Raw genomic sequence first — 15,003 nt, forward strand, 5'->3', positions numbered from 1 at the left:
ACGCTCCAATTGCTTAATAAATTCTGTACATAGGTGTACGGCGTTATTCCGAATTTAGTTTGCCTTTAATTAAGTAATGCGAATTATTGTCATTTGTATTTACATTTAGAAAAAGCATCGGTAGCATACTGAGCCGCTTAGCCAACTTAATTAAGGACAATGAGAAATGGATAAATTCGTACCCAGCGCAATTGCTACCGTAATAGCTTCAACTCTGGCAGGTAACGCCCTGGCAAATGATTTCGAACTGCCCGACGGTATGGAGCGTATTGTTGTTACTGCTACTGGTTTTGAGCAAAAGCTGACGGAGGCGCCGGCAAGTATCTCAATTATTACCAATGAGGAAATACGGTCGCGCTCGTTTACGTCACTATTAGATGCTGTTAAATACCAGGAAGGCATTGATATAGGCACATCGCGGGATAAAACCGGGCAGGGCAGTATCAGCATGCGTGGGTTAACAGGTGACTACACTTTAATTCTGGTTGATGGCATACGTCAGAATAACCACGGTGATATTTACCCGAACAACTTTGGGGGCAACGCGTTTAACCACATTCCTCCGCTTGAGACAATTGACAGAATTGAGGTAATTCGCGGCCCGGCATCGACGTTATACGGAGCCGACGCACTTGGCGGTGTTATTAATGTTATTACCAAAAAGCACACTGACGACTGGTCTGGTGCTATCACCTTTGGTCGCAGTTTGCAGACAGATGATAACTTTGGTGACGACTTTACGACAGATTTCAGCGCAACGGGGCCTTTGATAAAAGATGTATTAAGCCTGGGAGTGCGCGCTAGTTTGTATGACCAGCAAGCATCTTCCCCTCAGTTTGAGCCAGCGGTTGATCCAAACGGTACCGTGCACATACGGGAATTAGGGTTTGGCAGCGGTGGTCGAACCGTTGACAACAAAGACGAACATTACGGTTTTTCAGTGTCCTATACTCCGGCAAAGGGACACAACGTTAAGTTTGATTACGACAACTCACATCAGTCTTATGACAATACGCCGTCTTACGACGTAGAAACAGACACCATTACTTATCCGCTAGGCACCAAAGACAGCATTGAGTCTATTTGGCAGGCTCGTGGCGGACAAGTTAACCCGCGGGCGGGTTATGCTGCGGATCAAAGCTTTGACCGCACCTGGTGGTCAATAGCGCACGATGCGGACTGGTCCTTTGGTTCAAGTATGGTGTCGCTGGCTTACGTGGATACACAAAACAACGGACGAACCTTACCCTTAAGTGTGGATGAGCGTTTGTTGCTGCAGCAAATGTACGATGGAACAGGAGACTACTCTGGTTTACCTGAAGACGAGCGGCGTTCTATTGCTGAAGAAACCTTCCTGCCAAGACCTGATCGCCCATTAGACAGCAGTCAATATACCCTGGATGCAAAGCTGGATATTCCTTTCTCAGGTTTTGCCGGGCACCACAATTTGGTGATAGGCGGCCAACTTATTGACGGTGAGCTAAAGGACGGTGTTTTTGGTCTGGAAGAAGGCAATGCCGGTGCTGTTCAAGAGCAGAAAATGTATTCGCTGTTTGTTGAAGATAACTGGATGCCAATAGCGGACTTTACTCTGACTGGCGGCGTTCGCTACGACGAACACGATGTTTTTGGCAGTCAGGTGTCGCCTCGTCTTTATGCGGTTTATAACTTAAGCCCGGCCTGGACGGTTAAAGGCGGTGTAAGTACGGGCTATAAAACACCGAAAACAACCGATTTATACGACGGTATTGTCGGCTTTGGCGGGCAGGGAACCATGCCTTTTGCCGGTAACCCGGAGCTACAGCCTGAAACCAGTGTTAACTCTGAAATTGCGCTTTACTGGAACTCAGACAACGGTGATAACAACTTTAATATCACCTACTTTAATACGAGCTTCGAGGACAAAATTGCCCGCGGTGATACCGTTCAAAGTTGTGATCAAACCGGCGGTGTGCGTCCATGCGTTAACTTAGGTGAATATGAACAACTGGGTTATGACACATGGAGTCAGAGTATTAATATCGATAAAGTCGATGTACAGGGTGTTGAAGTTGCTGCTCGTTACGTTATGAGCGAGGCGTGGTCAATACGTGGTAATTACACCTGGACTGACAGCGAGCAAAAAAGCGGTAGCCAGGCTGGGTTGCCACTAACCAATACTGCAGAGCATATGGCCAACCTTTGGCTGAACTGGCAGGCGTCGGATGTTCTGACGGTATATTTGCAAGGTGAGCTTCGTTCTGACCGTTATCGTGGCTATGACAGCAATATTGATAAGCAGCTTTATTTTGAAAACTACAGCCTGCTTAACTTAGGTGCGAATTATAAATTAACGGAATCGGTCGATTTAAACCTGCGTATTAACAATTTACTGGACCGTGACTTCACGACGTATTCAACAACCTATACTGATTTAAATGGTGACGGCGAGTTTGAATACGTAACAGGTCGCGGCGCGGTAAGCGAAGTTGTTTTCACCGACGATTACAATGTTAAAGATAAAACTCGTAACTTATGGATGGGAGTGACGGTAAGCTTCTGATCATATCGCTGATAAACTTCCTTCTCAAAGCTGCTGCTTACGCGCACTACTATGCGAAAAAGTAATGTACAAAGCGGCTTAGTGAAGGAAGTCTCCTGCTCAAAAGTTCATAGCAGCAGTCACTATAAGTTTCCCTTACTTGATGGTATAAATTTAAAACGAGTAGATACTCGTGTTAAATAAAAAATAGTAAGGGACTGACATTTCGCTGGTTGGTGGAAGCCGGTTCGTTAAACTTAAAGGAAAACAGTGGCTCACTATTGTGGATAGACGACAGGAAGAACGTAGGCTTCAGCGCCGCGAAAAACTGACAACAGCTCTGCTTGTAAAAATTAGTGTATGGGCTGTTTCTATCGTTATTCTCGCTTCAGCTATTACGTTTATAACAACCTATAGTAATGCCAGAGATAGAGTTATAAGGGTATTGCAACAAGATTTATCACCAACATTAGAACGAAACCAGGCGTTATTTAATCGTATTGAAAAAAATGCGGTGATTCTAAGTGATGAATTTCTCTCTCAATATAGTTTATTGAAAGGTTCTAACTCTGCTGTAGAAAACTTTAAAACCTGGTATCAGGAAACATCTCCCGGAGTTTTCCGTTTGAAACCTGATTTTAATGGCGGAGTTTCGGTAAATCAAAGGTACTTCCAACACCTTAGTGTTTTTTTAGGACCCCGGCCGAGTCCTATTAGTAACGAGTTGAGAAAACGGGTAGTCGCCGCCCAATACACTTTAAATGAATTAGCGCCGGCATGGCAAAACGATGTTGCTAATACGCACTTTTCCATGCCGGAAAATATTCTTTTAATGTATTCGAAGGACTCGCCCTGGGGACTGCTGGCCGACAAAGGTTTGGTTATTACTGATTTTTCGGTGGTTAAGTCGACTTTGCAAAGTCAAAACCCTGAAAGAAAACCGAACTGGACGGGTCTTTATTATGATATTTCCGCTGATGTATGGACTATTACCTATCAAAAGCCTGTCGACTTAGACGGTCGACATTTAGCTAACGCTAGTTTTGATGTCGGTTTAGGTAGTTTATTAAGTGATCTAACCGAGAGAAAACGTGCGAACTCTGAGCACATGGTGCTAAATACAAAAGGTGACCTAATTGCAGCTTCAAATATGTCGCAAGAAGCAATAGCTAAACGCTCAACATTGAACTCAAAAACATATAGTGAGCCTTTGTATCAAGCCGTAAGTCAGTTAGTTGCCGATAATGTTTTTAATGAAAAGTCGGTTATTTTGGAAGATGGGGTAGAGGGACAATTACTCATTGTCGATAAAATGGATGGCCCTGGTTGGTGGCATGTGACTTTATACCCACTTCGGGAAATTCGCCAGCAGGCTATTGCGTTGCCACTTCAATTGGTAGCGGGCGGTGTTGGCTTGGTGATACTTATTTTGTTGATGGCCTACTGGCTTATTCAACGAGAGGTGAGTAAGCCTTTGCATGAAGTTGCCGTTGTTGCTTCTCTTATGGGGCAGAAAAACTATCAAGAAGCTTTGTCCCATAGAGCCGCTTCGATAAAAGCCCGTGGTGAAGTTAAACAGGCATTAGATGCCTTTAAAACCATGGCAGCCCGATTTATTTCAGCCCAAAATGAGCTTGAGCAACAAGTTGAAGCACGAACTGCAGAGCTAGCAGAAGCTAACAAGCAACTGGACGCACTGGCGCATATGGATGGTTTAACTGGGTTGTTTAATCGAAGAGCTTTTGACAGGGATTTGAATGCCGCTATCGAGTCAGGGAAGTCTTACTATTTAATGATGGCCGACATTGACGAATTTAAGCCATACAATGACAACTACGGGCATGACGCGGGTGACAGTGCGCTGAAAAAGATAGCGCACTGCATACGGGACAAAACTCCGATGAAAGTTTACCGGTACGGCGGTGAAGAATTTGCGATGATCATCCCGGCGACTGAATCAATAGAGAAAAAGCTTAACGAGTTGCGCGAAGCTGTAATGACTTTAGCTATTCCACATGACTACAAACAAGCGGAATTGCCGATTTTAACTCTAAGTATGGGAGCTGCACGGATTCAGGAGAATGAAGCCGCAGCTGATGCAATTCGAAGAGCCGACCGGCAACTTTATCAAGCCAAAAGAGCCGGTCGAAACTGCGTTTTTGTTGAGCCTCAGTAAGAGGCTTTTTATTTTAATTTAGGCACATAGTAGGCGCGCCTTTGATAAAGCACTGAAGGTAACATCGCATAAGAAGTGACTTTACGTATGTGTTCACCGCTTACTGATTCTTTTAACGGCAAGAGTATCTTTTGCTCGGGCTCGAAATGGAACAGTTGCGGTGGCTGCTCTACTTGAAGTACTGTCAGTATTTGTCCGTCCTTACTGCCCTCCAACCAACCGTAGTTATCACCAAATTGCATCATAGCCCTGTTTGCTGGCGTAAACTCAGGTCGGCTTAAGTCTTGCCCAATGGTTGGTGTATAAGTCGACACTCCGGCTAATGACATTAAGGTCGGAGCCAAATCAATTTGACTGGCTATTTCTGATACGGTTTTAGGTTGAATGTCGGCGCCCAAAATTAAGCCGGGAATGTGAAACTTGTCGACAGGTACGAGCTCCTCGCCATAAACTCGAGTATCGTGGTCAGCAACCACTAGAAATAATGTGTTTTGCCAGTAGTCACTCTTCTGTGCTTTTGCAAAGAACTCGCCTAACGCGTGGTCTGCGTATTTAACGGCATTGTTGACCGTCTGCTTAGGTTGTTCTGCTAATGTAATCTCACTATCAGGGAATTCAAATGGCTCGTGGTTTGACGAGGTAAACGCAAGAGTAAACTGGGGGACTGAGTTATCGGCTTGTGACAAGCGTTGATGTAACTTATTCAGTAAGTCTTGGTCACTAACTCCCCAACTACCTACAAATTTGGGAAACTCATAGTCGTCCTGGTCGATGACAGACTGAAACCCATTACCAACAAAGAAACTCGCCATATTGTCGAAATGGGCTTGTCCTCCGTAGATAAACTCAGTGTGGTAGCCTTCTCTGGAAAGCGCGTCTGCGAGCGTAAAAAACTGACGCTGTGACCCCGATAGCTTGACGGCTGATCGAGCCCGGGTTGGCAGAAAACCGGAAATTACGGCTTCGATACCTCTGACTGAGCGAGTACCGGTTGCGTAGAGGTTTTCAAACCACCACCCCTGTTTTTTTAAACGTTCGAGGTTCGGCGTTAACGGTTTACCACCCAGCGACTCAACAAAGTTCGCACCAAGGCTTTCCTCCAGAATGACCACAATATTTAAAGGTACTTTGCGCTTGGCTGAGGCAGGTTGGTAATGCACGGTAGGATACTCGGCAAATGGAAACTCTAAATTGGCTAAATAAGGGACTTTTCGTACTTCATTAATGATCTCCTCGTCAGTGAGTTTCCCGTAAACACGATTTGCCTGTGCTTCGTGCTTAAGGTTATACAGTGCGTACTCAAGGGTGTAAGTGGAGTTTAAAATTAATGAATTAACCATTGCATCGGAGGTGACCGCAAAAAATGCCGGATTGGCAGGCCGATGTGCCAGAGTCGATCGAATGCCGAACAATGTTGTAACGATTAATACAGGAATGACTGCTATTAGGTAACGCCGTTTTATGGCTCTTGCTTGAAAGTTATGTTCGGATTTCTTATACCAACGATATGAAAGGTAAACGAATACCAGTGTTGAGGCAATTCCGGTGAAAAGCCAACCAGCAAAGCCATGTATTAGGGTAGAGAAAACCTCTTTTGGGTACGCAAGGTACTCAAAGAACAATCGGTTTGGGCGAGTATCATACTGTGCTAAGAATGCGGGTGTTGAGATTTCCATGAACCACAACACTAATGCACAAATCAAAAACCAGGCTGTCCATAATCGCCGCCACCACCGCTGAGCTATCGATTTGTGTAAAACCACACTTAATGGCGACAATACTAATAATGGAATCAGTGTAAAGTATCCTACTTGAATTAAGTCTGCACGTACGCCAAGTACAATAAAGTCGAGCCAGTTAATGGCGCTGTCAACGCGCTCTGCATAGAGTCCAGCAAGTAATAAACGACAGCAGGTTAACAGCGCCAAAGTGGCTCCTGCGAAATAGGCTACTGGTTTAAACAGTGCCAGAGTTTGCCATAAGGTATTGTTAGACGTTGCTGCCCGCATAGATGTTAGCTCTTCTTTTTACTGACTACGTGAAGAAACTAACAGGCATTTCTTAAGTAAAGCTTAAGACTGCTTTAATAAACTGTGCCGAGTATTTTAAATCAGGGACCAGGAGAGGATAAACAATGAAGCCAGCCTATACCGGTATGACTCGAATTTGGAAAGCGACGTTTAACTCACTACGAGGGATAAAAACTGCCTGGCGTTATGAAGCCGCGTTTCGACAGGAAGCTCTTATGTGTGCTGCTCTAATACCGGTTGCATTGCTCGTTGAAGCGTCGGTTGCAGAGCGCCTGCTACTCATTATGAGCTTATTTGTTTTAGTCATTACCGAGCTACTTAATTCGGCTGTAGAAGCGGTTGTTGATCGTATTGGTGCTGAGTTTCACGAGTTGAGTGGTCGTGCAAAAGACATAGCGTCAGCTGCGGTATTCTTTGCGTTGCTGCTGTTAATAGTCACCTGGATCAGTATTTTGTTTTTCTAATTTTCTAAAAAAATTGGAACTTTTAACCAAACGCTTAAGCCATGATTTCTGACTGCAACTTAAGCTTTCCTTAAGTCTTTATTTATAAAGTGACAGCATCGAAGCTGTTTCAGCCGTAGGGGCTGACTTAAGGAGTAAACATATGCGTCACTGCTGGATATTACCGGATCATCCGTTACGTGAGCAGGTTGAATCATTTATTTGTGAACGTTACTGGCTTAACTTCAATGCCTGTCTACGCTCTTTGCCGCGTTTACTTATCGCTGTATTCGATGACGCTAAGCTGATTGCTGCCTGCGGAGTTCAGTTGGCTGACGAACAACCGCTATTTTCGCAAACGTATTTAACCAAACCTATTACTGGTTACCAGGTGAACTCCAGACCTCTGCCGCCCCCGGAACGCTTGGCCGAAGTTGGGTCAATGGCGGCATTAGATCCAAGTTACTTACCCTTATTATTTCGTGCGGTAGTTAGGCTTCTGAACTCGCATAACCGAACGGCTGTGATATTTACCGCCACTCGAGCGCTGCAAAAGTACTTTAGTCGTTTGGGTATTGCATTAACAGCATTAGAAACCGCGCAACAAAGCGCGTTACCTGAGTCAACACGTGACCTCTGGGGGAATTACTATCAGCATCAGCCGGTGGTGTTGGCCGGGTGGTTAGAGCAAGGCTGCGTTTTTGAGCAACTTATTACGACACAAGATTCAAATCATGTCTCTGTTCGCGAGGTTGCCTTATGAATGCTTTGTTCGAACGAATTCAGCAGCACGCATTAACTGCTCCTGATGCAATTGCACTGTCCTCTGAACAGCAAAAGCTGAGTTACCAAGCGCTTGTAGAGGCTGTTTATAAACGAGTTGAGCAACTTAAGCAGCAATCTCAGAGAATCTTTCTTTTACACAGCCCAGACCCTGTTGCGTGGGTGATTGAAGACTTAGCGCTCATGCTGGCTAATAAGGTTTGCATACCGGTACCGCCATTTTTCAGTCAGCAACAGCAGGCCTACTTACAGAAAAAGGTAAGTGATAACAAACCGCTTCCGTCTGGAACATCAAAAGTTACTTTTACCTCAGGTAGTACCGGCGAACCCAAAGGTGTCTGCTTATCTGTCGAAAACCAACTGAACACGGTTGCTGCTTTGGCTGAGCGTGTTGCTGAGGTTAGTGTCTATCGCCACATGGTTATTATGCCGTTATCTATTCTTCTGGAGAATATTGCCGGTGTTTATCTGGCATTGTGGCTAGGAGCAGAAGTTCTGCTTTTTAAAGGCGAAACACTAGGGCTGAAAGGCTCGTCCTCAATACACGCTAATACGTTCTTTTCAGCATTATCTCACTATCAACCCGATAGCTTAATTCTCACGCCGGCGTTGCTTAATGCTCTTGTCGAAGGAACTAAACGCGGGGCTATTGATGCGAAACAGTTCAAGTTACTCGCCGTCGGTGGTGCTCGTCTGAGTTCAACCTTGGAACGACAAGCATTGGCGTTGGGGCTGCCTGTTGTTCAGGGGTATGGGTTATCTGAATTCAGTTCGGTGGTTGCGCTGAATGCGCCCGCTGCGGTCGTGCCAGGAACGGTTGGACACCCTCTGAACCATGCCGTTGTCACAATACGCGATGGTGGTGTGGTCGTCAGAGGAAATACCATGCTGGGTTATTGGGACAGCCCTGACAGCTGGTTTCCGAGCGAGATTAACACGGGCGATTTAGGGCAGTTTGATGAAGACGGGCGATTAATCATTTTAGGGCGACGAAAGCACATCATTGTGAATGCCTATGGCCGTAATATTGACCCTGAGTGGTTAGAGGCAGAGCTGTGCAGTCAGCTATCTATTCACCAAGCGGCAGTATTTGGCGATGAAGAAATACCGCTGACAGCGTTGGTGGTGCTAACGAGTCCTTCAACAGCTGAGCAGGTTAGCTCGGTTATTTATCAGGTCAACCAACAGCTCCCGGACTACGCGCGCATCCAACGTTATGTTGTTTTGAAAGAACCTTTCACCGTCAGCAACGGTTTGTTAACCGGCACCGGGCGCTTACGACGTCTCGCTATCAAAGACGCTTATCGGGTTGATATTGACCCTACAACTTATTCATCTGCTAACGAGGTATACGATGATGTTCTTTAATACTTTATGCAAACAAACCCAAAACGAACAACGCTATTTACTGAGCGCGCCTGCCATTCAACAAGCGTTGCAGGGTGAGATAACCATAGAAAGATATCGTGCTTTTTTAACTCAGGCTTACCACCATGTTAAGCACACCACGCCATTATTAATGCGCTGTGGCAGCAAGCTGTCGTTTCGGGATGAGTGGCTGCGTAAAGCAGTCATCGAGTATATCAATGAAGAATACGGCCATGAACGCTGGATACTTAATGATATTAAGGCGGCTGGCGGTGACGTTGAAGTCGCGCAGTCGAGTGAACCACATACGTCAACCCAGGCGATGGTATCACTGGTTTATCAAGCTATCGACAATGAGCACCCTGCGGCATTTTTCGGTATGGCGCATGTGCTGGAAGGCACTAGCGTTAAGCTGGCAACGCAGGCTGCGGGAAAAATAAAAGACGCACTGCAACTACCGGACTCTGCGTTCAGCTACTTACTGTCGCACGGTGACTTAGACCAGGAGCATGTGCAGTTTTTTGAACAGCTGATGAACCAAGTGACCGATGAACAAGCTAAGGAAGTCATTGTGCGTACAGCGAAGCATGTTTATCGGCTTTACGGTGACATGTTTCGTGCTCTTCCTGAACTGGCAGGAGAGCCGCTATGAGTCAGTTTAACTGGCAACAGCAAACTATTGTACTAACCGGTGCGGCGGGTGGGCTTGGTCAATCCCTTGCAGAAGCACTGAGTCAACGAGGGGCCAGGCTTATTATGGTAGGGCGCACCAGTGGCACGCTTGACGCTCTGGCAAAGCGGCTTAATCAGACGCCATTTTTGGCTGATTTAACTCAACAGAGTGAACGTGCGCGGCTGCTTAAATTTATAACAGAGCAGGGCGCAGCGGTAACCGGATTAATTAACAATGCCGCAGTCACTCATGAAGGCCTGTTCGGTAATGCTACTGCCGATGATATTGAGCGTGTCATTACTACGAACTTAATGGTCCCCATTGCATTGACTCATGATTTTCTGCCGGTGTTAAGCGCCAATAAAGGTTGGGTTTTGAATGTCGGCTCGGTATTCGGTGCTATCGGTTTTCCGGGTCAAAGCCTTTATTGTGCCAGCAAATTCGGCTTGCGAGGCTTTAGCGAAGCGTTGAATAGGGAGTTGCTGAACAGCGATATTCATGTGATGTACGCAGCCCCACGTGCCATTAAGACCTCACTGAATAATGGTTTGATTAGCCGGTTAAATACAACACTTAAAACCAAACAGGATGCTCCGCAGCGGGTTGCGCAGCAGCTTGCCACGCAAATAGAGAACCGTTCGTGGTTGCGAACACTCGGATGGCCGGAGCGGCTATTCGTTCGCCTAAACGGGCTGTGGCCTGAACAGGTAGGACGGAGTTTGAGAAAAGCACGAGATACTTTATATCAATTACTTGAGGAATACCGCCATGAAAAGCACTAAATTATACGCATTTGTTTTAATCGGTTTATTGGGGCTGCCAGCGTTATCGGCTGAATTTAATAGCAGCGATAACAGTCAGCAACGCTTGCATGACCTTCAACAGCGCTGGGCAACGGTGAACTACCAATTAGAAAATGACAAACAAAAGCAAGAGTTTGAAGCGCTTGTCGCAGATGCTCAGCAGTGGGTTGAGCAAGAACCTGAGTCCGCCCCCGCACACATATGGTTGGGTATTATTAAAAGCACTTACGCAGGTGCAAAAGGTGGGTTAGGAGCGCTGAGTCTGGCGAAAGAGTCGAAAAAGTCGCTGGAGAAAGCGCTTGAGTTAGATCCGAATGCGCTCGATGGTTCAGCTTATGCCTCTCTGGGTACCTTGTATTACAAAGTCCCGGGTTGGCCGTTCGGATTTGGTGACGATGATAAGGCACAGCAACTGCTTGAAAAAGCCTTAACAATTAACCCCGATGGCATTGACCCTAACTACTTTTACGCGGATTATTGGTTTGAGCAGGGCAATTACGCAAAAGCAGAGCATTACGCTCAAAAAGCATTAAAAGCGGCTCCCAGACCTGAACGACAATTAGCCGATGAAGCGCGTCGTGCAGAGGTGAATCAGTTGTTGGCTAAAATACAGCGCGAACAATAAATAGTAAGGATGTGGGCTACATGGATCTATTGTTGGTCGAAGATGATGCAATGCTCGGGCAAGCCGTTGAACTTGGTTTGTCCGAGCGGCAATTTAATGTGCAATGGGTTCGTACTGGTGCGGCAGCGATTAGTGAGAGTCAGCGAGTTAATTATGATGTCGTTGTCCTTGACCTGGGGCTGCCGGATTTAGATGGTAGTCGCGTATTGTCCTCCTTGCGTAAAAAAGGACAAGTGCTGCCGATATTAGTGCTGACAGCGAGAGACGACAGCTCAGAAACTGTGAAGCTGCTGGATCTTGGTGCTGATGATTACATGATAAAGCCTTTTGATATGAACGAGCTTGCAGCGAGACTGCGCGCTTTAGTAAGGCGTCAACGAGGGTATGCGACACCAGAGTTGAGTTGTGGGCCTATCAGCCTGGATGAGTTAAATTTTCAGGTGCTTGTTAATCAACAGCCAGTGAATTTGTCGAAACGTGAGTTTGAGTTATTGCGTGCAATGATGGCTGCGCCGGAACGGGTTCATAGTCGAGATAAGTTAGAGCAAATCGTTTTTCGTAATGAGCAGCAGGTAGAGAGTAATGCGTTGGAAGTGCATGTCCACAACTTGCGCAAAAAGCTTGGCAATAAGGAGTGGATTCAGACCATTCGCGGCGTGGGGTATCGTTTAGCATGTGGCTAAATAGCAGAGTAAAAACGAAACTCAACTCGATACGTCGGCGAATCCTTGTCGCTGTCTCTGCGGTTTATTTGTTAAGCGCGACGGTATCTGCCATATGGATTTACGCAGAAATAAGTCACGAGGTTGATGAGCTATTTGATGCAGAGATGGTTCAGCAGGCAAAAACGCTATTGGCATTATTACCCCGCGATGGAGCTGTCGTATCGCGTGACATAACGATTAGTCGTATAAATGCGCATTCATATGAAGACAAACTCTCCTATCGTATCGAGACGATTGACGGTAAGCGCATAATGCAAACGGAAGGATCTTTGGACCCCTCTGTTATCCCTTTTAAAGAGGGCTTCTCAGTTAAGACGGTAGATAATGAGCTTTGGCATAGCTTCGGTTTGAGTTCGCCGGCTAGAGATTATCGCATTCTTCTCTTGCAGCAAGATGAATTTCGTTCTGAAATACGCGGTGATCTGACGACCGACATGGTTGTGCCCATTTTAACCTTATTGCCATTAATGTTGTGGTTAGGCTGGTGGACCATAAACCAAAACTTTGCCAGCTTCAGAAGGCTGGCAGAAGCACTTAGGCGCAAGCGATCAGACGATTATAGGCCGTTCGTTGAGTCGAATGATACTGAGGAAGTGTCGTTGGTGAAAGGTGCGTTAAATCATTATCTGACGCGTATTGAGCAAACATTTTTGCGCGAAAAGCAGTTTTCTGCGGATGCCGCGCATGAGCTCAGAACGCCACTGGCCAGCCTGAAAGCGCAGTTGCAAAATCAGTGGCAAAAAGCTTCAACTCAGCAGCAAAAAGAAGAGCTGGAATCGCTGTTAGCCAGTACGGATAGATTAGTGAGTCTGGTCGAAAGTCTACTTTTACTCTCCAAGACGGAGTTACCGCCGCAACATTGGAGACAAGTCAACGCTGCCGCTACTCTTCGACAGGTCATTTCGGATTATTACCAGTGGGCTGATTCGCGGCGGTTAGTGATGGATGTGAATCTTCCCGACACCGTCTTATGGCGCTCAGAAGAGCGTTATCTAACGATGTTATTCAGTAACCTTGTTGATAATGCGATTAAATATGCAGCACCTCAATCGTCGATTGACATTCAATGTGATGGTTCTCTCTTTACAATACGCAATCGTATTGAAAAATCTCACCACGTTGACGCTAAACGGCTGACCGAGCGTTTTTATCGTGGTGGTCAGCTGAGGGAAGAAGGCGCTGGGTTAGGTTTGAGTATTGTCAGTAATTTAGCCAAACAGTTAGGGTTAAAGTTGACTCTTGCTCTTGAAGACGATTGGTTTGTTGCAAAAGTTGAGGCTGATCAAGCATTGCTTGAAAAGCCTGTAATCTCCAGAAAGCCTTAATGTTGTCTTAATATTGTCCTGTTACTCTGAAGTTAATGACTAGAAGGAGTAACATTATGGATAGGCATTATTCACCATTATCGCGCATATTGCACTGGCTAGGCGCCATGGCAGTTATTGTCATGCTGACACTCGGGTTTATGATGTTTTTTGCCGACTCCCGGGAGGTAAAACATTTTTCTGAAGCTGCCCACATTGGTGTTGGCTTTTTTGCCTTCTTATTAATAGGCTGGCGCAGTGTATTACGACTGTATCAGGGGTTCCCTGAGCCGGCCCACACTTCCGCAGAAAGGGTTGCCAGATACCTTCATTACGCTCTGCTATTAACAATGCTGGTTTTAATTGTAACGGGACCACTGTATTTATTTACTGAAAATGATCCACTGTCAGTTTTTGGTTGGTTTGCCGTATCATTTGACTTAAGAGTTCTCGAATGGATTCATGAGCCTGCAGAGGAAGTGCACAAGGTGCTGGGTACTTATATACTGCCGTTTCTATTGATATTACATATTGGTGGCGGGGTTCGCCACTTCTATAAACACCGTGCTTAACTCGCGTTACTTTTCACGAGTTAAGCCGTTATCAGTAGTAAGAAGGCTATCACTTTAACGCTGAGATATTTTCAGCCGTTAATTCAATAATGCGTTGTCGTGCTTCTGGAGAGGTCCAGGCGTTATGCGGCGTTACAATGAGGTTCAAGGGCTCATTTAACGCATCTAGCAACGGATGACCGTCTTTTGGCGGCTCTTGCGGAAGAACGTCCGTTGCATAGCCGCCAATTTGGCCTTTCCGTAATGCGTCCAGCACGTCGTGCTCGTTTGCAACGCCACCTCGGGCATTATTAATGACTAAAGTGTGAGGCTGGCAATGCTTGATATTCTGGCGGTTAAGCAAGCCTTTTGTTTCGTCGGTGAGCGGGCAATGAAACGAAATAACGTCGGCTTCAGGCAATAGCTCATCAAAACTTGGGCGCGAGTCGTCTGTTTTACCCGGTCGAGCGGTAAAGGTTACGCGCATACCCAATGCTTCAGCCTGTTTTTTTACCGCTTGCCCAAGTTCACCCGAGCCGACAATAACCAGACGCTTGCCCTCAAGTTGAAACGTTGGCGGATCAAGCAGGGTAAATAAAGGGGACTTTTGCCAGTCGCCAGCGGCCATACGCTTTTGCATAACCGGCATTTTTGTTGCCAACGACAGCATCATCATTAATGTGTGCTGAACCACACTGGGTGTTCCGTAAGCCTCAACATTTTTAACGGGAATACCAAGCTTCTCGGCCGCCTTTAAGTCAACATTATTCATGCCTGTAGCAAGCACACAAACTAGCTTTAACTTTTCTGCCTTCTTTAAAGAAGCTTCGTTCAGCACCACTTTGTTGGTAATAACGATATCGGCATTTTGAATACGTTCATCGACTTGTTCGGGCGAAGTCAGTGAATGGCAAATAAGCTCGTTGACCTGATTTTCAATAGGAGATAAATCAACGCCTTCACCCAAACTGTCGTTATCTAAGATTACCGCTTTCATAATG

The 15,003-nt window shown here is 46.0% G+C and carries 13 protein-coding genes; 11 read left to right on the top strand and 2 right to left on the bottom strand.

The window, feature by feature from the left end:
- The first annotated feature begins 166 nt into the window (after window positions 1-166).
- Both BM359_RS01365 and BM359_RS01370 read left to right on the top strand, forming a co-directional pair.
- On the top strand, window positions 167-2,542 hold the full coding sequence (locus BM359_RS01365; protein WP_054487225.1) for a TonB-dependent receptor domain-containing protein: 2,376 nt from the start codon (window positions 167-169) through the stop codon (window positions 2,540-2,542).
- A 262-nt stretch (window positions 2,543-2,804) separates the two neighbouring features.
- Window positions 2,805-4,697: a GGDEF domain-containing protein gene (locus BM359_RS01370; protein WP_054487227.1), complete on the top strand. Its 1,893-nt coding sequence runs from the start codon at window positions 2,805-2,807 to the stop codon at window positions 4,695-4,697.
- Between the two features lie 8 nt (window positions 4,698-4,705).
- On the opposite strand, the gene BM359_RS01375 is transcribed toward BM359_RS01370, so the two are convergent.
- Window positions 4,706-6,706: an LTA synthase family protein gene (locus tag BM359_RS01375; RefSeq protein WP_054487230.1), complete on the bottom strand. Its 2,001-nt coding sequence runs from the start codon at window positions 6,704-6,706 to the stop codon at window positions 4,706-4,708.
- A gap of 125 nt (window positions 6,707-6,831) precedes the next feature.
- Here BM359_RS01375 and BM359_RS01380 point away from each other — a divergent pair, with 125 nt between their 5' ends.
- From BM359_RS01380 to BM359_RS01420, 9 genes are all read left to right on the top strand, one after another.
- The gene (locus BM359_RS01380; protein ID WP_054487232.1) at window positions 6,832-7,191 is read left to right on the top strand and encodes a diacylglycerol kinase; all 360 of its coding nucleotides are present in this window, start codon (window positions 6,832-6,834) and stop codon (window positions 7,189-7,191) included.
- 142 nt (window positions 7,192-7,333) lie between these two features.
- On the top strand, window positions 7,334-7,933 hold the full coding sequence (locus BM359_RS01385; protein WP_054487234.1) for a thermostable hemolysin: 600 nt from the start codon (window positions 7,334-7,336) through the stop codon (window positions 7,931-7,933).
- Window positions 7,930-9,321, top strand: a complete 1,392-nt coding sequence (locus BM359_RS01390) for an AMP-binding protein (protein WP_074930739.1) — start codon at window positions 7,930-7,932, stop codon at window positions 9,319-9,321. The genes BM359_RS01385 and BM359_RS01390 overlap by 4 nt, the downstream gene beginning before the upstream one ends.
- Entirely contained in the window at window positions 9,308-9,973 is a 666-nt protein-coding gene (locus BM359_RS01395) for an iron-containing redox enzyme family protein (protein ID WP_054487236.1), read from the top strand. The genes BM359_RS01390 and BM359_RS01395 overlap by 14 nt, the downstream gene beginning before the upstream one ends.
- Window positions 9,970-10,776, top strand: coding sequence for an SDR family oxidoreductase (locus tag BM359_RS01400; protein ID WP_054487239.1), 807 nt, complete (start codon window positions 9,970-9,972; stop codon window positions 10,774-10,776). Before BM359_RS01395 ends, BM359_RS01400 begins: the two co-directional genes overlap by 4 nt.
- Window positions 10,763-11,422, top strand: a complete 660-nt coding sequence (locus BM359_RS01405; protein ID WP_054487241.1) for a tetratricopeptide repeat protein — start codon at window positions 10,763-10,765, stop codon at window positions 11,420-11,422. The genes BM359_RS01400 and BM359_RS01405 overlap by 14 nt, the downstream gene beginning before the upstream one ends.
- Before the next feature lie 20 nt (window positions 11,423-11,442).
- On the top strand, window positions 11,443-12,105 hold the full coding sequence (locus BM359_RS01410; protein WP_054487244.1) for a response regulator: 663 nt from the start codon (window positions 11,443-11,445) through the stop codon (window positions 12,103-12,105).
- Window positions 12,096-13,472 carry a histidine kinase dimerization/phospho-acceptor domain-containing protein gene (locus BM359_RS01415; RefSeq protein WP_233399482.1) on the top strand — a complete coding sequence of 459 codons (1,377 nt, stop codon included), beginning with the start codon at window positions 12,096-12,098 and terminating at the stop codon, window positions 13,470-13,472. The genes BM359_RS01410 and BM359_RS01415 overlap by 10 nt, the downstream gene beginning before the upstream one ends.
- A gap of 56 nt (window positions 13,473-13,528) precedes the next feature.
- Window positions 13,529-14,023 (top strand): cytochrome b/b6 domain-containing protein, encoded by a 495-nt coding sequence (locus BM359_RS01420; protein ID WP_054487246.1) that lies wholly within the window; start codon window positions 13,529-13,531, stop codon window positions 14,021-14,023.
- A 49-nt stretch (window positions 14,024-14,072) separates the two neighbouring features.
- On the opposite strand, the gene BM359_RS01425 is transcribed toward BM359_RS01420, so the two are convergent.
- Window positions 14,073-14,999: a D-2-hydroxyacid dehydrogenase gene (locus BM359_RS01425; protein ID WP_054487248.1), complete on the bottom strand. Its 927-nt coding sequence runs from the start codon at window positions 14,997-14,999 to the stop codon at window positions 14,073-14,075.
- Between the last annotated feature and the right edge of the window lie 4 nt (window positions 15,000-15,003).

It is taken from the genome of Idiomarina abyssalis (genome assembly GCF_900116625.1).
Lineage (GTDB): Bacteria > Pseudomonadota > Gammaproteobacteria > Enterobacterales > Alteromonadaceae > Idiomarina > Idiomarina abyssalis.

Coding starts and splice junctions, on each gene's coding strand:
- BM359_RS01365 (WP_054487225.1), top strand. CDS start 167: ATGGATAAATTCGTACCCAGCGCAATTGCTACCGTAATAGCTTCAACT.
- BM359_RS01375 (WP_054487230.1), bottom strand. CDS start 6,706: ATGCGGGCAGCAACGTCTAACAATACCTTATGGCAAACTCTGGCACTG.
- BM359_RS01380 (WP_054487232.1), top strand. CDS start 6,832: ATGAAGCCAGCCTATACCGGTATGACTCGAATTTGGAAAGCGACGTTT.
- BM359_RS01385 (WP_054487234.1), top strand. CDS start 7,334: ATGCGTCACTGCTGGATATTACCGGATCATCCGTTACGTGAGCAGGTT.
- BM359_RS01390 (WP_074930739.1), top strand. CDS start 7,930: ATGAATGCTTTGTTCGAACGAATTCAGCAGCACGCATTAACTGCTCCT.
- BM359_RS01395 (WP_054487236.1), top strand. CDS start 9,308: ATGATGTTCTTTAATACTTTATGCAAACAAACCCAAAACGAACAACGC.
- BM359_RS01400 (WP_054487239.1), top strand. CDS start 9,970: ATGAGTCAGTTTAACTGGCAACAGCAAACTATTGTACTAACCGGTGCG.
- BM359_RS01405 (WP_054487241.1), top strand. CDS start 10,763: ATGAAAAGCACTAAATTATACGCATTTGTTTTAATCGGTTTATTGGGG.
- BM359_RS01410 (WP_054487244.1), top strand. CDS start 11,443: ATGGATCTATTGTTGGTCGAAGATGATGCAATGCTCGGGCAAGCCGTT.
- BM359_RS01415 (WP_233399482.1), top strand. CDS start 12,096: ATGTGGCTAAATAGCAGAGTAAAAACGAAACTCAACTCGATACGTCGG.
- BM359_RS01420 (WP_054487246.1), top strand. CDS start 13,529: ATGGATAGGCATTATTCACCATTATCGCGCATATTGCACTGGCTAGGC.
- BM359_RS01425 (WP_054487248.1), bottom strand. CDS start 14,999: ATGAAAGCGGTAATCTTAGATAACGACAGTTTGGGTGAAGGCGTTGAT.